Genomic DNA, 24,415 nt, shown 5'->3' on the forward strand with positions numbered 1-24,415 from the left:
TTAACCGATTAGCGTATTGAACAGCTGCCAACTTTGGTTCATCGATTTTCCTCTGGCGAAAACGAAAAATAAATTTTCTAACAAAAACAACATTATCATGAACACGCTAAGAAACAAAGTACAGCTAATCGGTCGCTTGGGCGACAGAATTGAAGTGAAAAATCTAGAATCCGGAAAGAAACTGGGAAAGGTAAGTTTGGCCACAAACGAAAGCTACAGAAACAAGGACGGAGAAAAGGTGACAGAAACCACTTGGCATAACCTGGTCATTTGGGGTAAGCAGGTAGATATCCTCGAGAAGTACACCGACAAAGGTTCTGAACTAGCCATAGAAGGAAAGATCAGTAATCGGGATTATAAGGACAAAGATGGTGTAAAGCGCTACATCACAGAAATCATCGTAAATGATTTTCTTCTCATGGGCAGCGGAAAAAGCGAGGCCAAAAACGGCTCTAAGGAAGAGGAGGATCTGCCTTTCTGAAAGTCTTGAAACTTCAAAAAAGGATGTTGAAAGCGGGTTTATATTACCCGCTTTTTTCTCTTTAACTGAACCCTCTAAAAATTAAAAACCTCCGGAACATTGTTCCGAAGGTTTCATAATAAAAAACCACCAACCTTAAATCAATCATGCTTTAATCTTACGCAGCGTCATATTCAACTTATCTGCCAGCAAATACATGACTGGTACGATCACTAACGTAAGGAAGGTCGCAAAGGTTAACCCAAATATTACAGTCCATGCCATCGGTCCCCAAAATTCCGCATTGTCCCCTCCTACATAAAACTGTGGATCAAACTGGCTCAACAGAGTTCCAAAATTGACATTCATCCCAATTGCCAATGGGATCAAACCCAAGACAGTAGTGATAGCAGTCAGTAATACAGGTCTCAATCGGGTCTTGCCTGCCTCAATAATACTTGAAAGAAGGTCATTGTACTCCAAAAATCCTCCCTCTTCAATTCCCAATTCCTTGCGTCTTCGACTTCGGACCAGATTGGTATAGTCAATCAAAACGATCGCATTATTCACCACGACCCCTGCAAGGGAGATAATTCCGATACCGGTCATAATCACCACAAAGTCCATGTTGAAAATCACCAACCCTAAGAATACCCCAATGGTACTGAGGACCACTGATGCCATGATAATCAAAGGAGTAATAATGGAATTAAACTGCGCGACAATGATCAAAAAGATCAATGAAACGGCTATCAGCAAAGCGTTTACCAAGAATGCCATGGATTTGGCCTGCTCCTCCTGCTCCCCGGTAAACTTGACGGTGATCCCGTCTGGAATCTGATAATCTGCCAATAAGTCTTGGATTTTCTGGTTGATCTCGGTAGGGTTATAACCATCCAGAACATTAGAATAGATCGTTACCGCTTTCTCCATGTCCTTTCTTTTTACCGAACCATAGGTAGAGCCATAGTGAATATCAGCAACTGCAGAAATTGGCACCTCTCTTTTTTCACCAAACTTATCCCTGAAACCGATTTTCTTATTCACCAAGGTATTGATGTCGTATCGGTAATCTTCTGCCAACCTCAACTGAATTGGATAATCATCTTCACCTTCTTTGTACTTTGAGACCTCCATACCAAATAAGGCAGTTCTCAGTTCGGTGGCAATCGTTGAAGTAGAAAGACCAAATCTTCTCGCCTTTTCCCTGTCTATATCCACAACAACTTCCGGGCTTCCCAGAGAAAGATCCGTCTTGAGTTCTTCAACACCTTCTATGTTTTTCTGATCCAAAAACTCCTTGGTCCGATTGACAAAGGCAATAAGCTGCTCATAGTCTTCGGAGACAAACTCAATATTAATAGGATTACCAACTGGAGGGCCATTTCTCTGCTTGCCCACAGTGATCAAAACCCCTGGATATTTCTCAACTAGTTTACGAATATCTTCCATGGCCAAGTTGGTGTTCACTCCCTGTCGGTCTATATAATCCACAAAGCCGATGGTGATTTTAGCTTTATGGGGAGTGGCTTCGTTGGTGCTACCTTCAGTAGGATCGGAAGTTCCTTCTCCAACTTGGGTGATTACAGATTCGATGATTTTATTGTAAGGTTCAAGAACCTCCATCATCTCATCTTCCATGTCGTCCACAAAGGCATTGGTGGCCTCGATATCCGCACCCATCGGAAACTCCACATAGACATTGATCAACTGGGGCTTGTTGTCCGGAAACAAAAGCACCTTAGGTGAACGGATAGCCAAAAGGCCTGCAGACCCGATCAATACCAAGAAGATTCCACCGAAAAACCAAAATGGCCTACTTCCATTCAATGCAAATTTGAGGGTTCTCTCATAAATATCTTCCAATTTGGAAAGAAGCACGATTTGGAACCAGGCGATGGCCTTTCGTAAAACAAAGACGTTGAAGAGCGTAAGAACAGATGCCACCAAAGCCAAGGATCCCATAGCAGTCAAGCCGGTGAGATAAAAGATAGCCGATAGCACCAAGAATATTCCCGAAACAATGATTGGTTTCTTTTTAGGCTTCACCTTGTTCACATCTTCCACTTTCATAAACATGGAAGTCATCACTGGATTGATTACCAATGCAACAAACAAGGAAGAGGAAAGTACAATGATCAGAGTAATCGGAAGGTATTTCATAAATTCCCCGATGGTGTCTTGCCAGAAAGCCAGAGGTAGAAAAGCCCCCAAGGTCGTAGCAGTGGAAGTAATAATTGGCCAAGCCACTTCCCCTACCCCCTCTTTCGCTGCTCGAAGCGGGCTTTTTCCTTCCGACATCAGACGGTAGATATTCTCCACCACCACGATACCATTGTCCACGAGCATACCCAAAGCCAGGATCAGGGAAAACAGAACCATCAGGTTCAGTGTAATCCCAAAGGCATTGAGGATCAAGAAGGAGATAAACATGGATAGCGGAATCGCCGAACCCACGAAAAGGGCATTGCGGAAGCCCATGAAAAACATCAGCACCAAGACCACCAGTATAATCCCAAAGATGATGGAATTTTCCAAATCACTCACCTGGGTTCTGGTGCTCTTACTCTGGTCATTGGTGATGGTCACCTCCAGGTCTTTAGGAAATCTGTTGGCTTGGGTTTCATCGATGATCGCCTTGATTTTATCGGCCGCGTCCAACAAGTTCTCCCCGGATCTCTTTACGACGTTGATCGTCACTACAGGAAGGTTCTTATTTCTGGCGTAGCTGCTTCTATCCTTGTAGGTATCCTTTACTTCAGCAACATCTCGCAGATATACAATTTTGTTGTTGTCTGTCTTGACGATAATGTCCAAAAGGTCCAAAGGATTGCTAAATTCCCCATCGATACGCAAGGTGCTCTGATAATCCCCGGCTCGGATATTTCCACCGGAAATTGTCACATTTTCTGCTTGAACTGCCCCAGAAATATCGGAGAAGCTAACCCCTACAGCCTCCATTTTGTAAGGATCTGCGTTGATCTGAATCTCCCGCTCCACGGTACCTGCAAGGTCTGCTTTGGAGATTTCCGGAAGCTTTTCGATTTCATCCTCCAGGTATTCCCCAAACTTCTTCAGTTCCGCTTCCGAATAATTTCCGGTAAGGTTCACGTTCATAATCGGAAAATCCGAAGTATTGATTTCCAATACACTCGGGTCCTGATCCAAATCAGTGGGCAATTCACTTTTTGCCTGATCCACAGCATCCTTTACATCCTGAATTGCCTTGGTAATTTCAACCCCAGGGGAAAAAGTGATCACAATGGATGAAAAGTCCTGAACCGATGTGGATTTGATATCCTTGACATCGTTCAATCCCTTCAATTCCTTTTCAATAGGTCTCGTGATCAGGTTTTCCATATCCACCGGTGAATTACCAGGATAAGGTGTACCTACATAAACCGTAGGAATAACCACCTCTGGAAAACTTTCCTTGGGCATTGTTCTATAAGCCCCTAATCCCAATACGGTGATAATCAGCGTCAATATGATCACAGAAGTAGAATTGTCCACACTGAAACTGGACAGTCCAAACTCCCTGATTACTTTATTATTTGATTGTTCAGCCATGATTTACAGCTTCGAAATGTTCACATTGAAATTGTCCCCTACTTCTCTAAAACCCTTGTCCACCAGGATCTCATCCCCTACCAGACCTTCCAGGATTTCGGTTTCGTTATTGAAGGTTTTTCCTCTTTTCACATATTTCTTCCTTGCAATATTCTCTTCAACCGTAAAGATGTAATCCCCACGATTGTCACTTAGAATCAAGTAATTCGGAACGATCACCGAACTAGAATTTTCATAATCCTTGATTTTCAATACGGCAAGCATATTGGGTTTTACCTCCGAAATACTTGGTAAAAACACCTCCGCTTTGAAGGTTCTGTTGTTTGGATTGATAATGGAACCAATTGCAGAAACCTTGGTTTTCAAATCCTGCTCAATCGAAGGAAAATAAACTTCTACAGAATCTCCTTTTGTCAAAACCCCCACATAAGCTTCAGAAACGTCCGCTTCAATAAACAGGTCATTTTCTCCTACAAACTGGAACATTGCCGATCCAGGCTGCACCAATTCACCCAAGCGAACATTGATGGATTCGATCGTTCCGTCAAATGGAGCCTTAACTACTGTCTTCTGAAGCTGAGTTCTCAAAGTAGCCAAACTACGCTCCAAGCTTTCCTTTCTATTTTTTGCTTCCAGATATTGGATTTCCGTACCGATTTCCTGCCTCCACAATCTTTCCTGCTTTTCGAATAAGGTTTTGGCTAAATCCAGGCTGATCGTCAATTCATCTATATTTCTCTGAATAGCTTCCGGATCGATCTTGGCAAGGACAGTCCCCTTGGAGACTCTCATCCCCTCCACTGCAGGAATTTCCAAAATCACCCCAGCACTCTCGGAGCTAATGCTGACATTCTTTTTGGAAACAACGGAACCCGTCACTTCTACATAATGCACAAAGCGGTCCTTTTTAGCATTTGTTGTGGATATTAATATTGATTTTTGGCCTGAACGGGCGAAATCCGGATCCAATTCAGCGATTTCCGCCTCCAGTGTTCTTATGGATTCAGCAATTTCATTGGCTTGAGTCTTCAATTCAGCCAATTGGTTCTTTTTAACCTCCAATTCTCTCTCATCAGTTGCACAGGACGCAATCAAACCTCCGAGAATGATAATTGGTAAAAATTTAAGCGTTGCTTTCATGATTGATTTTATGATGTCTTTGGAATAATGCCTAAAAGGCAGTTGGTTTAGTTTAATTTTCTGTCGATAAAAGCCCCAGAGCTTTTTCGAGGTCCACTTTTGCAATCAGTCCGTCATAGAGTGCAGATAGGTAATTGATCTCTGCCTCGATGAGTGCCGCATCTGCTTCTACTACTTCCAAGTTGGAACCTACGCCTTCATTGTACTTGATTTTGGAAATATCATAGACCTCTTTGGCAAGCTCGAGGTTTTCACGCTGCACATTGAGAACCTCCAAATCATTTCTAAGATTAGTTTTGGCGGTGAACACCTCATTTTTGATGGATTCATTCAAGAAGTAGCGCTGATTCTCCAATTGCTGGATCTGAATTCTGTTTTTTTGGATTCTTGCGCTTTTCCGGAGGCCATCAAAAACAGGAACGCTCATACTGAGTCCGATCAAGGAGCTTCCAAACCAGTTTTGCTTGTTGAAAGTTGTTTTCAGGGTATTCCCTGCTCCCAGTCGCTGCATATTCCCCACCAAGTCAATGGATGGCATATACTGGGCATGGTTGTTTTTCAAGTCCAGGTTGATCAGTTCTATATTTGTGTTCAATTGTTTGACCTCCACTCTCTCCGTTCCTTCCTCTGCAAGCAATGCATCCAGTTCCTCAATAGGATTGATGGTTTCCAGGGATTCGGTCAATTCCAAATCGAATTCCATAGGCATTCCCATTTGCAGTTTGAGGATTTGCTCACTAATCTCCAGCGCGGCCTGACTTCTTTCCACTTGGGTATAGGTATTGTTTCTCTGAACCTGAATTCTGGAAACCTCGATCTTTTCTGCAAAACCAGCTTCATTCAGAGCTTTGGTTTCCTGAAGTAAAGTATCGATCCTGCTCAGATTGGCCTTGGCAAGTTTGATTCTCTCCTGATTAACCAAGACTCCGAAATAAGCCTTTTTAACTGACTCAATTACATCATTTTCAGCTTTAACCAAATCGAGATCCGTGAGATTTTTATAGGTTTTGGCGGCTCTTAATCCTACGAAAAAAGAACCGTCAAATAACATTTGGGTCACATTGGCTGCTAAGGTTGACTGATAACTGACCCCAAATCTTGCCGGGATCACATCTCCAGGGATGTCGGGATTGGCAAAAGGGCCATCATTGGGCAAGAATACCACCGGAATGGATGGATTGTAATTGATTCCAAAGGACCCGTTGATCTGTGGTAGGCCATCCGCTGTAGTTTCCTTGACTGTAGCCTTGGAAATCAAAGTCTCCAATCGGGCATTTTTTGCATTGCTGTTATTTTCCAGGGAATAACTGAGAGCATCCTCAAGAGAAAGGCGCACAAACTGCTGTGCAGTCACCTCATAGGCTCCCATCACTAGAAATAAAAAGGCTAAAATGTAATTTTTCATCACGATGCTGTACGTTCTTGCGTTTCTTTTTGTGTTTGGTAGGCTTGTCTTCCTTTTTCGGTAAAAATCCCATGCAGAAAATGATCCAGCATCTGCATTTGAAAGTCTACCAGGTTAAAATCATTACGTTGAAAATTAGAAGGATCAAATGCAGAAGTAATCTGCTCCACCCTTAAACGAGCCAGAATATTGGAGTCTATTTCACTTCTGAAGTATCCCAAAGTCTTTCCCTTTTCAAGAATAAAGACCAAGTCCTTTTGAATAATTCCCTCCTTGTGCCGTTCAAAAATTTCCCATACATCTGGAAAATATTTTTGAATCTCCAAAATGGCGATGGGGTTAATTTTTGATAGGCTCTCCCGCATATACTTGGATAAATTAACCAGGTGTTCGATCACTCCATCTTCTGATTCAATCAAAAAGGACATGTCCTCTTGGTCCTTTTGAAGCTTCTTTTCAAAGGTTTCCTTTAATAGTTCCTTCTTGTCCTTGAATTCCTGATAAAGTGTTTTTTTAGATATCCCGAGCTGCCTAGCTACATCATCCATGGTCACATTTCTGATACCATAAGTCGAAAATTGCCCAATAGCAAACTCCAAAATTTTTTCTCTCATCTCCACTCTTTATCAAATTTGAGGCAAAACTAAGGAAACTATTTACACCCCCAAAGTTTCCGAAGTTTTAATTAAGAATTTTATTTGGGAAAAAGCTTGAATAAAAATACACCTAAAAAAAATCTCATGAATCATCAAGGGATTAAAACAGATAATTTTGCAGGAAAGTCCATCCTGTTCTTTTGGAAAAACTAATTCATTTTGGAAACTGATCTCAAAATGACACCTTGGAGTCTGTACGTTAATTGCTTCACCTGAGTTTAAAAAGAACATTCAGAATACCGAACCAATTTACGTTGGTTCAAAACAGGCTCCTACTCTAGTTGATCTTGAATGGAAAAATGGAGGAGAAGATTCCCCTCCTAAAATCATCTTTGGTCAGTCTTTTAGCTAATTTTTATCATGTTTTGAATTGTCTTTTTTAAGTTTCTATTCTAAAGGCTCCTTTTATATTAGCCGAAAATTACCGTTATGACTGACATAGAAATTGCAAATAGTATCACCCCGAGCCATATCAAGGAAGTAGCCTCCAAGTTGGATATTCCGGAAGATGAGTTGGAGTTTTATGGAAAATTCAAGGCCAAATTACCCCTGAACCTCATCAATGAAAACAAAATCAAACAAAGTAATTTGATATTGGTCACGGCCATTACCCCCACCCCTGCCGGTGAGGGCAAAACCACTACAACGATTGGCCTGGTAGATGCCTTAAATAAAACGGGAAATAAAACCACCGCAGTGATCCGAGAACCCAGCCTTGGACCCGTATTTGGAATCAAGGGAGGTGCAGCCGGAGGTGGATGGAGTCAGGTGATCCCCATGGAGGACATCAATCTCCATTTTACAGGAGATTTTCATGCGATAGAAAAAGCCAACAATCTACTTGCCGCTCTTATTGACAACAATATCCAAAGCAAAACAAGAAGTCAGAACATTGACCCCAGAAAGGTGCTTTGGAAAAGAGCCATGGACATGAATGACCGGGCACTTCGGAATACCGTAGTCGCTTTGGGCGGAATGGCTGGAGGCTTGCCACGGGAAACTGGATTTAATATCACGGCTGCCAGTGAGATCATGGCCATTCTTTGCCAAAGTAAGGGATTGCAAGACCTAAAAGACCGATTTTCAAAAATCTATATAGGAGACCGTTTTGATGGGACACCCGTATTTGCGGGAGATCTCAATGCCCAAGGAGCCATGGCTACCTTGATGAAGGATGCCATCAAACCCAACCTTGCCCAAACCCTGGAACACAACCCTGCCATCATTCATGGAGGACCTTTTGCAAATATTGCCCAGGGAACCAACTCTATTCTGGCTACCAAAATGGGAATGAGCCTAAGTGATTTTGTGGTCACTGAAGGAGGCTTTGGATCAGATTTGGGTGCCGAAAAGTTCTTCAACATCAAATGCAGGGAGGCCGAACTCTCCCCAAAAGTCGTGGTCCTGGTGGCTACCATCCGCGCTTTGAAATACCATGGAGGCAAAGCACTATCCGAATTAACCCAGGAAGATTTGTCCGCATTGGAAAAAGGATTTGAAAACTTAGCCGGACATATTGAATCCCTTCAAAGTTTTGGGGTTCCCATCGTAGTTTCCATTAATGCCTTCAGCAGCGACACAGAAGCCGAAAAACAAAGCCTGTTGCAGTATTGTAAAAACCTGGGAATTCCGGCCGCTTTAAGTTATGGCTGGGCCAAGGGCGGATCAGGCTGTCTTGATCTGGCAGAGCTCGTCATCAATGCCGCTGCCCACAGCGGGTCAACCTTCCATAAAACCTACGAGGACGAAGACCCAATCCTTACCAAAATCGAAAAAGTAGCAAAAACCATTTACGGAGCTTCCCATGTCACGCTGAGCAATCAGGCACAATCCAAACTCAAGCGATTTGAGAATCTGGGCTATGGGAAATTACCAGTTTGCATCGCCAAAACCCAAAAAAGTTTCAGTGACAATGAAAAGCTGTTGGGTAGACCCAAAAATTTTGAACTCCATATCCGGGATTTTGAAATAGCCGCAGGGGCCGGATTTGTAATTCCAATTGCAGGAGACATTCTACGCATGCCCGGTTTGCCCGCAACTCCTGCAGCAGAATCCATTGATATTGATTCAGAAGGAACAATCACCGGCCTTTCCTGAGGCATCATTGAATTCAAACACATGGAAAGTTGAGAGATTGGTGATTTTTCCAATCTTTCAATTTTCAATTTTTTCCAAAGATTATTTCAATTCCTTACCTTTGCATCTTACCAGCTCAAGGACATGATTTTCTTCTTTGAATCACCTCAGAAACTCGTTTACGCAGTTCAAACCCCACAGCCCTTCGCTTCCGAAGACATCGAAAAACTCACCTGGTTATTTGGCGGTGCCAAGGCGCTAGCAGCCTCATCCCTTGCCGGAAAATTCTCCGGACCGCGAAAGGAAATGATCACCCCTTGGTCCACCAATGCCGTAGAAATCACCCTAAACATGGGAATTCCGGGCATTCAGAGAATTGAGGAGTTCAACCCTATGCAGGAAGGAGACGAAATCGACCCCATGCTTCAAAAAGCATACGAGGGTCTGGACCAGGATATTTTCGACATCCATCTCCAGCCGGAACCAATTCAGGAGATCACGGACATCGAAAGCTACAACAAGCAGGAAGGGCTGGCTCTGAGCGAGGAAGAGGTACAATACCTTCAAAAAGTTTCTTCCCAATTGGGCAGACCACTGACTGATTCGGAAGTATTTGGCTTTTCTCAGGTGAATTCCGAGCATTGCCGTCACAAAATTTTCAACGGGACCTTTGTCATCGATGGAGAGGAGAAGCCGATGACGCTTTTCCAATTGATCAAGGAAACTTCCAAGAAGCATCCCAACCGGATCGCATCCGCATACAAGGACAATGTAGCCTTTATCAAAGGCCCATCCGTCCAGCAATTTGCCCCAAAAACCCAGCACCAGGCTGACTTTTTTGAAACCCGGGACATTGACACCGTGATTTCCCTAAAAGCAGAAACCCATAACTTCCCTACCACTGTGGAGCCTTTCAACGGAGCTGCAACAGGATCCGGCGGGGAAATCCGGGACCGTATGGCAGGAGGAACAGCCTCCATTCCATTGGCAGGAACTGCGGTCTACATGACTTCCTATTCCCGAAGCGAAAAGGACAGAAGCTGGGAAAAAAATCTTCCTGAGCGTCCATGGCTCTATCAAACTCCAATGGACATTCTGATCAAGGCTTCCAATGGAGCTTCTGATTTTGGAAACAAATTCGGACAACCTCTGATTTCTGGTTCTCTTTTGACCTTTGAGCATGAGGAAGGCGACAAACAATACGGTTTCGACAAAGTCATTATGCTAGCTGGCGGTGTTGGTTTTACCAATGCCAAATACACCAAAAAAGGAGAACCGGAAAAAGGCGATCAGATCGTCATCATGGGCGGAGACAATTACCGAATTGGTATGGGTGGATCGGCTGTATCTTCTCTCAACACCGGTGAACTTTCCAATGCCATAGAACTTAACGCCATCCAGCGTTCCAATCCGGAAATGCAAAAGCGGGTTTCGAATGTGATCCGGGCCATGGCAGAAAATGAGAACAATCCCATCATTTCCATTCATGACCACGGAGCTGGCGGACATCTCAACTGCCTTTCCGAATTGGTGGAAAACACTGGAGGAACTATTCATATTGACAAGCTCCCTATCGGGGACCCTACCCTCTCTGCCAAGGAAATCATCGGCAATGAGTCTCAGGAACGAATGGGACTGGTAGTGGGTAAAAAAGACATAGATACCCTCAAGCAACTTTCCGACCGGGAAAGAGCTCCTTTCTACGTAGTGGGTGAGACCACCGGAGACATGCATTTCAAGTTTGAGAATGAGAAAACAGGTGAAAAACCGGTGGACTGGAACTTGATGTACATGTTCGGATCTTCTCCGAAAACCGTATTGGAAGACAAGACTTCTGTTTCTTCCTTCTCAGAAGGCAGCTACGACAACATGAAGCTGAAAACCTACATCAAGGAAGTGCTTCAGTTGGAGGCCGTGGCCTGTAAGGACTGGTTGACCAATAAAGTGGACCGATCTGTGACAGGACGTGTAGCCACCCAACAGACTGTTGGCAAAATACAACTCCCATTGAATGACGTGGCTGTCATGGCTCTGGACTTCACCGGAAACAAAGGAATTGCAACTTCCATTGGACATGCTCCGGTTGCAGCTTTGGCCAACCCTGAAGCAGGAAGCCGACTTGCGATCGCCGAGGCAATGACCAATTTGGTTTTTGCTCCGATTGCAGATGGCATGCAGGGGATTTCCCTGAGCGCCAACTGGATGTGGCCTGCTAAAAACGAAGGGGAAAACGACAGACTGTATAGAGCGGTTCAGGCAGTATCCGATTTTGCCATTGAATTGGGTGTGAATATCCCAACCGGAAAAGATTCCCTTTCCATGACTCAAAAATATCCCGACGGAAAAGTGGTCTACTCTCCGGGGACGGTGATCATCTCTACCGTTGGGGAGTGCAGCGATATCAACAAAACGGTGAAAGCCGCGCTGAAGCCTGTCAAGGGTTCCAAGGTATTTTACCTGGACTTCTCCAAAGATGCCGCCAAACTGGGAGGTTCCAGTTTCTATCAGGTACTCAACAAGATCGGAAACGAGACTCCTACTGTTCAGGACGCAGCATACTTTAGCAAGGCATTTATGACCGTGCAGAAGCTCATCGAACAGGGGCTTATTCTGGCAGGGCACGATATTTCCTCCGGTGGCATCATTACGGCATTGCTGGAAATGTGCTTCCCGGGAACCCATACCGGATTGAAAGTGAAAACCGGAAGACTGAAAGAAAGAGACCTGATTAAGGCCTTGTTCTCCGAAAATCCGGGCATCCTCATCCAAGTTTCTGAAGTAGAGAAAGTCAAATCCATCTTGGCTAATTTCGAGGTAGACTACATTTCTCTGGCAGATGTGACCTTGGATGGAAAAGTTGACTTGGATGAGGCAGGTTTGGTTCTGGATGTAGCTGAAATGCGGGACACCTGGTATCGATCTTCCTACCTATTGGACAGAAGACAAAGTGGGGAAAAACTTGCCAAAGCCCGTTTTGAAAACTATAAAAACCAACCACTTATTTACGATTTTGAAGAAGGATGGCAAGGACGCTTCGAGGAAGCAGGTATTGATCCCTTCCGAAAAAATACCGGAAAGGCCAAAGCCGCTATCATCCGTGAAAAAGGAGTGAATGGAGACCGCGAGATGGCCTATTCCCTCTGGTTGGCTGGTTTCGAGGTGAAGGACGTCCACATGACCGACCTGATCTCCGGACGTGAAAATCTGGAAGATGTGCAGATGATCGTCTTTGTGGGTGGGTTCTCCAACTCTGACGTATTGGGTTCTGCCAAAGGCTGGGCCGGTGCCTTCCTGTACAACCCTAAAGCCAAGCAGGCCCTGGATAACTTCTATGCAAGACCTGACACCCTGAGTTTGGGGGTGTGCAACGGATGCCAGCTGATGATTGAGCTTGGACTGGTCACTGCAGACCACGACCAAAATCCGAAAATGCTCCACAATGAAAGCCACAAGTTCGAATCCGGGTTTGTGAACGTATCCATTCCTCAAAACAACTCCGTTATGCTGGGTAGCCTCAGCGGACAGAGACTGGGCGTTTGGGTAGCGCATGGAGAAGGTAAGTTCTCCCTTCCAAAAGAAGCTTCTGAATACAACTTCGCCATGAAATACAGCTATGATGCCTATCCAGGAAATCCGAATGGGTCGGATCATTCCACTGCAGGGATTGCTTCCGCAGATGGAAGACACCTGGCAATCATGCCACATATTGAGCGAAGCATTAAGCCTTGGAACTGGGCCCATTACCCATCCGATCGTCAGGATGAGTTCACCCCTTGGCTGGAAGCCTTTGTGAATGCAAGAAAATGGGTGGAAGAGCAGCTGTAAGCCTCAAAACATAAGCTCTATTAACAAATCCCTTTTGGTAAAAACCTGAAGGGATTTTTTTTGCCTTTGGAATAAAGAATTTGTAGTGTTTCTATTGAATCCTATATAATTATCAGTTTTTTTAATAATACCACCTCACGAGGTTTTGTTCTGTATTAATCTAGGTTATACCCATTCCTATCCTTTGGAATTTGTATTTTGGGAATATTGACTAAACCCTGACTGATTTAAAAAATGATTGAACTCTTATTCTTTTCCGGCAAAACCTGTGGAGTCTGTCAGGTGCTTAAACCCAAACTTTTACCTGCTGTACAAGAGGAGTTTCCTGAGGTCAACGTTCGTGTGATCGATGTGGAAGAAGAGGCAGAGCTGGCAGGACAATCCATGGTGTTTACCCTTCCGGTGGTAATCATCAAGTTTGATGGCCAAGAAATGCACCGTTTTGCGAGAAGTTTTTCTGTTTACGAGGTATTAAACTATTTGGATCGCTTGGTAAAAATGACCCAATAGAAGTATCTCCAACGATACTGTCATAAAATTGCATTCAATTAGATGTGATCCTCTGGCAGTAATTGCACCAAATGGTTTCGTGGATTTTATTCAGTGTTTTGCTAAATTTTGAAGGGCTTGAACCAAACACCGCCAAGTTGAAGGCTTAAGCACAAGAAAGCAATCAAAAATTCCAAATCCTGAAAATATGTTGAGGAGCCACCCATTTCTTTTATTTGATGGCAACTGTGCCGAGGCGATGACTTTTTACCACCATTGTCTTGGTGGTGAATTAAGGTTAACCAAGTTGGCTGACACGCCCATGAAAGATCAGTTTCCGCCGGAGAAACATGCCAGAATCATCAATGCCCATTTGAAGAGCAACCTGATTGAAATAGAAGCTACGGACTGGATGGCCTCGCCGGAATTTGACCCGGTACATGGAAATACCTTTGCCCTATTCATTACCGGGGATAATTATCAGGAAATGAAGGTGGTTTTTGACAAACTAAAGGATGGAACCAACAACAGCAGATTGCAGGATCTACATGAGTTGCCCATGGGAATCTATGGTCAGTTCTACGACAAGTATGGCATCCAATGGATTTTCCTTTGCTAGTCTTTGAATAATGAATAACTGGATCTACAGAAGAAATTGAAAATACCATGAAAACAATAGGACTGATCGGAGGAATGAGTTGGGAATCTTCAGCAGTGTATTACAAGCTGATCAATCAAAGGGTACATGAATTACTGGGAGGCTTTCATTCCTGTCAATGCATCATGTACTCAGTTGACTTTGCTGAAATTGAAAAGCTACAGCGGGAGGATAAGTGGGCCGAGCTGGATACCCTAATGGCAGACGCTGCAAAAAGACTGGAAAATGCCGGAGCAGACCTTCTTGTTTTATGCACGAATACCATGCATCTGTGTAGCGAAGCAATTCAGAAGGCCATATCAATTCCATTCCTTCATATTGCCGAGGCTGCCGGGGAGGAAATTGTAAAAGGAAACCTGAGGAAGGTCGGATTGCTTGGAACGAAGTTTACCATGGAAAAGGATTTCTACAAAGAAGTGCTAACCGGCAAATTTGGAATCGAGGTCATCATCCCCAATGAACAGGAAAGAGAAGAGGTGCACAGGATCATATATGATGAGTTGGTTCATGGACAAATCAAAGGAGAATCCAGAGAGAGGTATCAGGCAATCATCCACAATCTTGAAAAAAATGGAGCTGAGGGAGTAATTCTGGGCTGTACCGAAATCCCCTTACTGATTTCGAGTTCCGATGTAAATATCCCTGTTTTTGATACCACAAGATTACATGCAGAAAAAGCCGTAGAATGGATAGTAAAGAATAGCTAAGCCCCTGTTTGCAATAACAAGGAGAGGATTTTTTTGTATATTAATTTGCTGTAAATCAATTTTTTAATAATTAAATCCTATTGCAAATGGAGAAATACAAGGACCTATACAAGTGGATGTTGATCCCAATGGTCATTATGCAACTTGGAATTTTCAGGGATTATTGGGGAGATTTTTCAGACAACGCCTGGTCGGTCCATATTCATTATTGGACAGGTACGATATGGTATCTCTATTTGATTATCCAGCCTTATTATGCCACGCATGGAAAGCTGGAAAAGCACCGTACCAATGGAATTATAGGTATGTTTTTAGCGGGGGGCGTTACTATAACTGCCTTGAGCATGATGCATAGAGATATTGTTACCACCCAAAATGCAGCTCAAATGCCGGAAATTTTCGGTCCCTTTGAACCTTGGTTTTTCTTTGGGGTGGCTGCGGTTGAAATCCCTCAAATTACTGCATTTGGCTTTGCCGTCATCAAGAGCATTCTCAACAGAAAAAAGCTTGAAGATCATGCCTGGTGGTTGATCTGTTCCGTTTTTATAATCATGATGCCTGCTTTGGGCCGGGGTGTTCAAAACTTCTATGTGGGGATTCACATGGACACTTGGCCTGACATAGACATAATGCTGCCTTTGTATTATGCCCAATTCATCATTATCGGACTGCTTTTACTGACTGCATGGAAATTTAAAAACCTTAAACACCCAGGTACTTACCTGGCAGTGGGAGTGAATATTTATACCTGTTTCCTAGCACCAATTGGCAAATCAGAAGCGGTGCAGAACTTTTTAGAAAGCTTCATCAAAGGGTAAGCTCTATCCCGGCAAAACCTAGAAAATACGGCTCTCTCCCACTATTTCGGGTAAAACCCTTGCAGGAACACTTTCACTTCCGGAAGGATCTGGCAGCAAGCAAGTCCAAAAAGCAGGAGGTTATTTTGTTAGAAGGATTAAATCATTTATTTCAGGAAAGCAAAACAGGTCATCTTTCTGAATACCCTCAAATTGAACAAACATTTGCACCTGTGGCTTTAGAAAAAATCAGTAATTGGATAATAGAATAACCCAACTAGAATTTGTCTCATGAAAGTGAATTTGAAAGAAAAATTCTCCAAAATCAATCAGCACTGGCATCCCTATATCATAGGGGAGTTAAATGAAAACTATGTAAAGCTGGCAAAGCTTAAAGGAGAATTGGTATGGCATAGCCATCAGGAAGAGGACGAGATGTTTGTCGTGGTGAGTGGCACGCTAATGATGGACTTTAGAGATGGAAAAACAATCCAAACAGAACCAGGAGAGATTTTAATTGTGCCAAAAGGAGTGGAACACAAACCATGGACCCAAGATGAAGAAGTTTTGGTAATGCTTATAGAACCCAAGACCACCCTTCATACCGGTGATCTTAAAGTCGAGCAAACGATAGAAAAATTGAATTGGATATAAGGTAAGGCAATAGTAAAAAAACCGGGCGAATCGACTTCTACCCGGTTTTTTCATTTCTATCGATTCAAGGATTAACGCCCGAATTTTTTAGCGGTCTCTATTACTCCCCTATAGACATTTTTGCCCTCTTCCAGAACCTTCAGCACTTCCTGCTTTTGCTCTTCTGAGTAGAACAAACCTTTGGTGTTGACCCACTCTTCCAACTGTTCCGTAATTTCAATAAACCTTTCTGCTGGTTCGGACATGCCGGCTGGCCTTCCCTTGAAATTGACAAAGACAGGATTGGAATGGGCTCCGTTCGTCCTAACAGCCAAACAGCCGGAGTCTTCAAGGATGATCGTTTCATTCATACTTGTCCCTGATTGGATCACCTTCCCATTGAAGACAATTTCCACCGGCAATTCTCCTTCAGGAGAAAGAGCTTTTGCAGAGATTTCAAGCTTTGCTTTTTTGCCATTGACATTGAATTTTGTTCCTGCCAATTGCCCATTTACGGTAAAAAACAGCATTGGCCCTTTGGTAATAAAGCTTCTACCTCCTTTGCTTTGACAAACCTTAAAAAGTGAAAAAACCATTGCTTAAAAAATAAAAGCCACCTATTCTCCGACACTTTTTTTATCTCACTTTTCTGGTTAATTTATTGAACGGGGTTAGGAAATTTTCAAATCCTTGGGGCAATCGAGTTTCCTTAAAAACGTCTTATTTGAAAATGGGAGCAATAAATAATCCTGCCGAAATGCGCAAAAGAGTATATAGGCACATGCTCGAAACGAGGGGCTGGAAATACCGTGTGTTTCTCCGCTACCTACGAGTTTTTAAGTATGCTGCTTTTGCACCAACAAGAGGTGAATTCCTGGAATCCTACTATGTTTTGATGCGCTATCTGGATGATATTGTGGACGGAGATGCTCCCCTTCCTGAAGGCTATCATTCTGCAAGTGATTACCTATTGGGCAAAATTAAATTCTCGAAAAACCCAATTGACCCAAAAGACGAGGTGGATCATTTGATGAGCTATTGCTTTGACTTGGCAAAAAAGTTCGGGGAGGAATTTAATAACGAGACTGAGGACATCTTGAATTCCCTGCTTTTCGATGCCAACAGAAGAGGAAAAATGATCATTTTCCCCAAAAAGGATTTGATGCATCACTTCCACCTGCTGGACATCAGGGGAACAATCAAAGCCACCTTGAAAGTATTCAATGATGACCCTGAAAAATACCTGCTGCTGGAGCCGCTTGGGATTGCATGCCGCTACCAGTTCGATATAGAAGATATAGAAACAGATCTGGCAGTTGGTTTCGTGAATATTTCAAAAGAGGAATGTGAGCAATTCGGAATAGACCAGGAAGATCTGAAGAATCCGAATTCATTGAAGCTCAAAAAATGGTTGAGGCAAAGAGCAAAGGACGGATTGCTCCTTCTTGAAGAACACCACCGCAGAATCCCGGAAGGCAATTTTTCCTTGCTTGAAAGAATGACCTTTTCATTGGTCTATGAAAATCCAGCCCGGAAAGTTTTTGAAAAAGTAATCTCAGACACCAAAACCATCGCGTAAAATGGGAAGATCTGATTTTCATCTGGAAAAATGGTACCTCGATTTTGTGGGCAGGAATGGTGAAATCATGATCTTTTATGCAGCTAAATTATCGTTCAAAAGCATTACAGTACACTACGCAAGTTGGATAAACTACCAAACCCAAAGTGGACTAAAAGTGGAGTCGCACTTTAGACATGTCAATCTTCCGGAGAAGAAAGGCAATCTGATTACCTGGAAAAACGACGCTTTCCAAATTTCTGGAAGTTGGCAAGCTATATCCACACCGATTCAGGCACGGATAGTTGAGGATCACCAAGGCTACCTGGATTGGAACTGTTTCCAGCCAGCATCCAATGTCCAGTTAAAAATCAAGGACAAAACTCTTGAAGGCACAGGTTACGCCGAACTATTAACTCTGACCACCTATCCTTGGAACATCCCCATGAATCACCTCCGTTGGGGAAGGTTTCATTCCTTTCAGGATACTTTGGTCTGGATTGAACTGAGAGGAGACCAAAAGCAGCAATGGGTATGGCTCAATAGAAAAAGGCTTTCCGAATGTACCATTGAGAACGATCAACTTTCCTCAACAGAAGAGGGCTTTTCACTCACATTCGATCGCGGGATTGTACTGGAATCCGAAAAGAAAATAGGGAGTGTTGTCAAAAATATTTTGCGCTTTATCCCGGGATTCAATCATCTGATGAACCAAAATTTCCTTACCGCAACCAACCACAAATGGTTTAGCAAGTGCGAATTTCAAAAAAAGGGATGTTCCACTGTCCAAGGTTCAGCCATTCACGAATGGGTAAACTTTAACTCCGATACCCCATGATTTTAGAAGTGAAAAATATTGAAAAGGCTTTTGGAAGAAAACCCGTTTTGAAGGACATCAATTTCTTGTTGGAGCCCGGTTCTATTACGGGAATAGTCGGAGAAAATGGGTCGGGAAAAACCGTCCTAATGGAAATAATCGTTGGGGTGAAAAAGGCTCAAAAAGGAAAAGTCCACATCAATGGAAAACTGGGATATTGCCCTCAGAAAGCAATGCTCTTCTCACATCTGACTGTAAAAGAGCATTTTGATTATTTTTCAATTGCCTATGAACTCGATAAGACTCAATCGAAATTGAGAACTGAGGAGTTGCTGGACCATTTCAATTTCGGAAAGTACAAACAGGAACGAATAATCAACCTAAGCGGGGGGACACAACAGAAACTCAACCTCTCACTGGCCCTTCTCCATCAACCCAACTTACTGATTCTTGATGAGCCATACAATGGATTTGACTGGGAGACCTATGAACGATTTTGGAACTATACTACTACATTAAAAAACCAAGGTTGTGCCATCCTAATCGTCACTCATTTGTTGAGCGAAAAAGTAAGACTTGACCGCATTTATAAACTCGAAAACGGGATTCTGGTATGAGCGTCAAGAAAATCACCACGGGCGTTTCAATGATTTTGCGGATGCTAGTCCGGCAAAAAATAGTGATCCTGTTAATTCTGGTCATCCCGGCTTTTTTCTTAACCATTGTTGAACTTACTTCCTCGGATCGAATTCTACCATTTCAACTTGCCTCTGTTGGGGAGGATATTTTTGTAAACATCAGTGAAAATGGCATCTCCTTTATTTTTTTCTCAGTTGCCTCCTCTGGTTTTTTGGTTTCATTCTTAGCTCTCAATCTGATTCAAAAAAACAACCTGGTAAACCGTCGACTCATCATTTGCGGATACCACCCGGTAGAATTGCTTCTCTCGATTTTAACAGTATTGGTTTTAGTGATCACCTTTATCGCCGTCTATGTTGGTCTTCTCACCAATGCCTTTTACTCCATCGAGCACCTTGAAAAATTTATTCTGGGTTTAGTCCTGATAGGGTTCGTGTATGGAAGTTATGGCCTTGCGGTTGGTAGTTTGATTAAAGGAGAATTAGAGGGGATTTTGATGATTGTCTTGTTGGTAAACATTGATGTGGGCTGGCTACAGAACCCGCTTTTCTATGCCGAGGCGCAAAATCAAATCATTATCAAATTTCTCCCGGCTTACTTTCCTTCCCAAACCTGCATCATTACGGCAGTCACAGACTTTTCTTCTTCCTCATCAACGATGTACAGTTTAGCCTATGGATCAATATTTTTATTTTTCTCTATGCTTACCTTTTTCTACAAAATGCGGACAAAATGAAAACTGGAAAAACACTCTTGAACAAGATATTTTATGCTCTCACGTTTCTGGTCCTTATTCCTGCATTACTCTGGTTTTGGGCAAAAAAAACTGAAGATTTTATAAATCTGCCTGTTATTGATTCCATCGGATCGGGTTGGTTTTTGATCATTTTAGGAGGCTTACTCATGCTTTGGGCGATGTATAGTTTAAAGAAATTCGGGAAAGGTCTGCCCATGAATGCCTTTCCGCCCAAAAATTTTGTCACAAAAGGGCCTTATCATTTTCTCCGACATCCAATTTATATCGGATTCGGCCTATTTCTCACGGGATATTTTATTGTAACCCAATCGCCAAGTGGTCTTTGGTTCGTCACCCCAATAACCCTGCTGGCCATGGTCGCTCTTGTGCTGGGGTATGAATCCATTGATTTGAAAGAACGGTTTCCTGATGAATCCTTCCGGGTCCTTTTAGACCTTCCTGAAAACAGAGAAGCTCCTGCGAGTACAAAGGATAGACTTGTAGCTTTATTTTGGGCGGCATTGAGCTTGGGAGCAAGCAATTACATCATTGCTTTGTTGGTTGGAAGCTCAACTCCACTTTTCGGCAAACCCTGGGTTTTGGGATCCATTTCCGAAAACATCCAATTTCTTCTCCTTCCGACTTTACTTTTACTGACCATGCCTTTCCTTCTCAAAAGGAAGGATATTTTGCGTAATTGGTCCTATTCAGGTCTAATTGCCCTTGCAGTCTCCACTTTTTTGGCCTTGCTATATCCGAAAATTGGAGCCCAATTTTTCCCAATAGAGCAAATGCCTGTTTACACAGTTCCTATTTTCATGCTTTTACTTTCCGTAAAATCTGCTTTTCAACAAGATCAAAGGCTAGGCTTTTTGGTTGGTTTGATCACAGCAGGTTTGCTGGCCATAGAAGTTTCGTTTAGCCGTTCGGCAATACTCCATGTTTTCACTTCAATTTTCCTATTCCTAATTGGAGGCTATTATTTCCAAATCTGGATTTTCTTAAAAAACACTGCGGAAAAAATCGCCAATTCATGGCAGGAATGGATTTTTGGAAAGGTAAGGGTCATCAACCATGGCTTTTATGTTGGTTTTGGTTCCTTCTTCGGAATTGCACTTGCCGGGTATTTAGTAGGGGATGCTTATTCCTGGGCAATTTTAATGTTTGCCTTTGTGGTCATTATATTTTCAGCCCTCTGGGCCCAGATCATAGAAGGGTCGGAAAAACTGAAACGACCTTTTGGGTATTACGGGGCTTTGGTTGGGATAATTTTCGCCAGTACCGTGGTTTGGGCATTAGGGTTTGATGTTTGGGTGATCATTGGAGTGATTTCCGTAGTGATGCCATGGGTACAAGGAATCGGTCGTTTTCGCTGTTTGGTAAATGGTTGCTGTCATGGAAGCAAGGTCCCAGACCCCAACATCGGGATTCGTTATTTTCATGAACGTTCCCGAGTTTGTGGCATTTCACATCTAAAAGGAGAACTAATACACCCAACCCCATTGTATTCAATAATTTGGCTCTTCTGGGCGGGTTTTATACTTCTCTCACTCTGGCGAAATGGCTTTTCTCCTTCCTTCATTTTCGGCAGTTATTTGATTCTAAACGGGATAGGACGCTTTGTAGAGGAAGCCTACCGGGGTGAGGTTCAAACACCGATTTTAAAAGGCCTTAGGCTATATCAATGGACCGCCATTCTATCCGTCTTGATAGGAATCAGCATGACCATGATCCCAATTTCTGTGGAATTGAACCCATCATCCTTTGGCTGGCAAACGATTCTTTCTGCGATTTCCGGTGGCTTATTTACGGCTTTTGCGATGGGGATAGATTTCCCGTTTTCCAATGCCCGTTTCTCCAGACTGGTGTGATTTTTTTCCAAAATGAAGATTGAAATGGAAGGGATTTCAAAAAGGGGGAGAAAACCAATCTTTAACTGATTTCAGAAAATTTAAAGGTGAATGAACTGTCTTATTTTTCATTTTGATAGTCCTTATTAACTTAACTTAATGAAACGTCGGCCTTTCCTCCAAAAACTCAGCCTCATTGGCTCCACTTTAATGACCATGCCATTTATCACCTATGGGAAAATGGAATTCCCAAAAGCTACACGACTCAAATTCATCACTGCTTCCGATGGACATTATGGACAGCCGGATACAGATTTTGAAAGTTCTCACCGCCAACTGATAGATGCGATCAACCGGGAACAGGGAGTGGATTTTGTGGTATTCAACGGGGACTTGATCCATGATGACCCCAAGTGGATGCCGGAGGTAAAAAAAGTATATGATCAGTTGAACTACCCCTATTATGTATGCAGGGGAAACCATGATCGAGTAACCAAAGAAGCCTGGCTTCAGATCTGGGACCAACCTGAAGATTTTGCCTTTGTAGAAAAAGAAGACAAGGGAATTATTCTGCTTAATTGTTCCAATGAAGCTGGAGAATACCTATGCGCAGATCTGGCATTTCTAAAAGCCAAACTGGAGGAGTTTAAGCAACTTTCCCAGGTATTTGTTTTTGTCCATATTTCTCAAAACGACTGGACCAGGCATGGAGTAGCCTGCGAGGAAATCCTAGACGAAATCGCAGCTTATCCAAATGTAAAGGCTACTTTCCATGGCCATGATCATGATGTGGATGGGATCATGCTTCGAAAGAAAAAGGCCTTCCTCTGGTCTGGACACTTTGGTGGAAGTTGGGGAAACCCCTTCCCTTCCTACCGTGTCTGTGAAGTGGGGGAAGATGGGAAAACCATTTCCTACCTTAAGACGGTAAAAGATGGAACCATCCTGAATGGACATACACTTTGACCCTGAATACAGCTAAAGGCATTAATTCTGCTTTTCGACGACAAAACCAACCCTTCTTATGGAAAGCCTGCTGATAGACACCGAAACCTTCCGCTTGACCCAGGGGGAGTTTATCCTAAGGTTATTGGTTGCAATGGGGATTGGTGCGGTCATTGGACTGGAGAGGCAGCATGCTGCATTTCTTGAAAAGGTCACCGGATTTGCAGGAATCCGTTCATTTGTCTTTGTGACCCTTTTGGGTTTCATGGCAGGCCTGACTTATTTTCTTCTTTCCCCTTGGGTGTATTTGGGAATTTTGATTTCCGTTGCCATCCTTACCGGGGTATCCTATTGGGTCACGGCAACTAAAGGAGACATAGGATCTACTACTGAATTTTCAGTGTTGATCAGTTTTGTCCTTGGCACCTTGGCTTTTCTCGGTATCATCGAGCTCAGTCTGATGATCATGGTATTGGTGGTGGTATTCCTCTCTTCCAAATTCAGATTTATCAGGATCATCGGTAAAATCACTCCTGACGAGCTTTATGCCTTTATTCGGTTTGTGGTCATAGCCTTGTTGGTTTTCCCCTTCCTTCCGGATCAAACTTTTGGACCCTATCAAGTTCTCAATCCTCGAGAAGTCGGCTGGGTAATAATCCTGACCTCCGGTTTGGGATTTTTGGGATATATCCTGATCAAGTTTCTTGGAGCTCAAAAAGGAATTCTCTTGAGTGGGATTTTGGGAGGCTTGGTCTCCAGTACTGCGACTACTTGGATATTTGCCAAAAAAAGTAAAGAAAGCCCCAGGTATTCCTCCAGTTGCTCAGTTGCCATCATGGCCTCCTCCTCCATTATGATTTTGCGGGTGATGCTGTGGACCTTTGTTTTCAACAAGGGACTCTTCAACGACCTTTACCTTGAGTTTTTCCTGGTCTTTCTGAGTGGGTTTGGCATGACCATTTTCTATTTTTTCAAACAAAAGGAAAAGAAGCAAGTGAAGACCGAATTACCGGAAGGCAAACCTCTGGACATACCCGGGGCCCTTATGTTTGGATTGATTTATGTTGCCATCCTATTGATTGTGAGCTATGCAAATGAAAACTTAGGGGAGCGGGGAATCCTGATCTCCAGTGCTATTGCCGGTCTGACCGATATTGATGCCATTACCATCACGGTCTCCAAGCTTGCGGACCTGAAACTGGATTATTCCATCGCCTTTGTGGCACTATTGATTTCCTCTATTTCCAATACCATTTTCAAATTTGCGATCGGAGCCTGGGCAGGAAGCTCTGCACTCAGAAAGGATTTGTTTTGGGGATATGGGGCATTTTTTTTAGCAGCCTTATTGGTTTTGGTATTTAGATAATCCCAACCGGAAAAAGAGATCTTCCTTCTGTTAGTTCCTACCATTGGACTAGGCATTTTTGTGTTTACATCAAAAGGACTTTTTTATT

General features: G+C 43.1%; 20 protein-coding genes. 15 read left to right on the plus strand and 5 right to left on the minus strand.

The window, feature by feature from the left end:
• The first annotated feature begins 97 nt into the window (after positions 1-97).
• Positions 98-481, plus strand: a complete 384-nt coding sequence (gene ssb, locus P2G54_RS04375) for a single-stranded DNA-binding protein (RefSeq protein ID WP_275868597.1) — start codon at positions 98-100, stop codon at positions 479-481.
• A gap of 144 nt (positions 482-625) precedes the next feature.
• Here ssb and P2G54_RS04380 read toward each other — a convergent pair whose 3' ends face one another.
• From P2G54_RS04380 to P2G54_RS04395, 4 genes are read right to left on the minus strand one after another with little or no spacing between them, the layout of a single operon-like run.
• The gene (locus P2G54_RS04380; protein WP_275868599.1) at positions 626-4,030 is read right to left on the minus strand and encodes an efflux RND transporter permease subunit; all 3,405 of its coding nucleotides are present in this window, start codon (positions 4,028-4,030) and stop codon (positions 626-628) included.
• 3 nt (positions 4,031-4,033) lie between these two features.
• On the minus strand, positions 4,034-5,170 hold the full coding sequence (locus tag P2G54_RS04385) for an efflux RND transporter periplasmic adaptor subunit (protein WP_275868600.1): 1,137 nt from the start codon (positions 5,168-5,170) through the stop codon (positions 4,034-4,036).
• Positions 5,171-5,222: 52 nt separating this feature from the next.
• On the minus strand, positions 5,223-6,575 hold the full coding sequence (locus P2G54_RS04390) for a TolC family protein (protein ID WP_275868602.1): 1,353 nt from the start codon (positions 6,573-6,575) through the stop codon (positions 5,223-5,225).
• Entirely contained in the window at positions 6,575-7,189 is a 615-nt protein-coding gene (locus P2G54_RS04395; RefSeq protein WP_275868604.1) for a TetR/AcrR family transcriptional regulator, read from the minus strand. The genes P2G54_RS04390 and P2G54_RS04395 overlap by 1 nt, the downstream gene beginning before the upstream one ends.
• A 471-nt stretch (positions 7,190-7,660) precedes the next feature.
• Between P2G54_RS04395 and P2G54_RS04400 the strand changes: the two genes are divergently transcribed.
• From P2G54_RS04400 to P2G54_RS04430, 7 genes are all read left to right on the plus strand, one after another.
• The gene (locus P2G54_RS04400) at positions 7,661-9,328 is read left to right on the plus strand and encodes a formate--tetrahydrofolate ligase (RefSeq protein ID WP_275868606.1); all 1,668 of its coding nucleotides are present in this window, start codon (positions 7,661-7,663) and stop codon (positions 9,326-9,328) included.
• A gap of 123 nt (positions 9,329-9,451) precedes the next feature.
• Positions 9,452-13,132 (plus strand): phosphoribosylformylglycinamidine synthase, encoded by a 3,681-nt coding sequence (gene purL / locus P2G54_RS04405; protein ID WP_275868608.1) that lies wholly within the window; start codon positions 9,452-9,454, stop codon positions 13,130-13,132.
• 234 nt (positions 13,133-13,366) lie between these two features.
• Complete coding sequence (locus P2G54_RS04410) at positions 13,367-13,642, plus strand: thioredoxin family protein (protein ID WP_275868610.1); 276 nt, start codon at positions 13,367-13,369, stop codon at positions 13,640-13,642.
• A 187-nt stretch (positions 13,643-13,829) separates the two neighbouring features.
• On the plus strand, positions 13,830-14,240 hold the full coding sequence (locus P2G54_RS04415) for a VOC family protein (RefSeq protein ID WP_275868612.1): 411 nt from the start codon (positions 13,830-13,832) through the stop codon (positions 14,238-14,240).
• Positions 14,241-14,287: 47 nt separating this feature from the next.
• Positions 14,288-14,986, plus strand: coding sequence for an aspartate/glutamate racemase family protein (locus tag P2G54_RS04420; protein WP_275868614.1), 699 nt, complete (start codon positions 14,288-14,290; stop codon positions 14,984-14,986).
• An 86-nt stretch (positions 14,987-15,072) separates the two neighbouring features.
• Positions 15,073-15,804: a hypothetical protein gene (locus P2G54_RS04425; RefSeq protein ID WP_275868616.1), complete on the plus strand. Its 732-nt coding sequence runs from the start codon at positions 15,073-15,075 to the stop codon at positions 15,802-15,804.
• A gap of 270 nt (positions 15,805-16,074) precedes the next feature.
• The gene (locus P2G54_RS04430) at positions 16,075-16,437 is read left to right on the plus strand and encodes a cupin domain-containing protein (RefSeq protein WP_275868618.1); all 363 of its coding nucleotides are present in this window, start codon (positions 16,075-16,077) and stop codon (positions 16,435-16,437) included.
• Between the two features lie 71 nt (positions 16,438-16,508).
• On the opposite strand, the gene P2G54_RS04435 is transcribed toward P2G54_RS04430, so the two are convergent.
• Entirely contained in the window at positions 16,509-16,946 is a 438-nt protein-coding gene (locus P2G54_RS04435) for a hypothetical protein (protein ID WP_275868620.1), read from the minus strand.
• Between the two features lie 227 nt (positions 16,947-17,173).
• Between P2G54_RS04435 and P2G54_RS04440 the strand changes: the two genes are divergently transcribed.
• The 7 genes from P2G54_RS04440 (at position 17,174) to P2G54_RS04470 (ending at position 24,327) form a co-directional block, all read left to right on the plus strand.
• A complete protein-coding gene (locus tag P2G54_RS04440) occupies positions 17,174-17,995 on the plus strand; it encodes a hypothetical protein (RefSeq protein ID WP_275868623.1) in 822 nt (273 codons plus the stop codon).
• Between the two features lies 1 nt (position 17,996).
• Positions 17,997-18,812, plus strand: coding sequence for a hypothetical protein (locus tag P2G54_RS04445; protein WP_275868625.1), 816 nt, complete (start codon positions 17,997-17,999; stop codon positions 18,810-18,812).
• On the plus strand, positions 18,809-19,408 hold the full coding sequence (locus tag P2G54_RS04450) for an ABC transporter ATP-binding protein (protein ID WP_275868627.1): 600 nt from the start codon (positions 18,809-18,811) through the stop codon (positions 19,406-19,408). Before P2G54_RS04445 ends, P2G54_RS04450 begins: the two co-directional genes overlap by 4 nt.
• Positions 19,405-20,166 (plus strand): hypothetical protein, encoded by a 762-nt coding sequence (locus tag P2G54_RS04455; protein ID WP_275868629.1) that lies wholly within the window; start codon positions 19,405-19,407, stop codon positions 20,164-20,166. The genes P2G54_RS04450 and P2G54_RS04455 overlap by 4 nt, the downstream gene beginning before the upstream one ends.
• Entirely contained in the window at positions 20,163-22,037 is a 1,875-nt protein-coding gene (locus P2G54_RS04460) for a prolipoprotein diacylglyceryl transferase family protein (RefSeq protein ID WP_275868631.1), read from the plus strand. The genes P2G54_RS04455 and P2G54_RS04460 overlap by 4 nt, the downstream gene beginning before the upstream one ends.
• A gap of 138 nt (positions 22,038-22,175) precedes the next feature.
• Positions 22,176-22,982 carry a metallophosphoesterase gene (locus tag P2G54_RS04465; protein ID WP_275868633.1) on the plus strand — a complete coding sequence of 269 codons (807 nt, stop codon included), beginning with the start codon at positions 22,176-22,178 and terminating at the stop codon, positions 22,980-22,982.
• 58 nt (positions 22,983-23,040) lie between these two features.
• On the plus strand, positions 23,041-24,327 hold the full coding sequence (locus P2G54_RS04470) for an MgtC/SapB family protein (RefSeq protein WP_275868635.1): 1,287 nt from the start codon (positions 23,041-23,043) through the stop codon (positions 24,325-24,327).
• Positions 24,328-24,415 lie beyond the last annotated feature (88 nt).

It is taken from the genome of Algoriphagus sp. CAU 1675, from assembly GCF_029222925.1.
GTDB lineage: Bacteria > Bacteroidota > Bacteroidia > Cytophagales > Cyclobacteriaceae > Algoriphagus.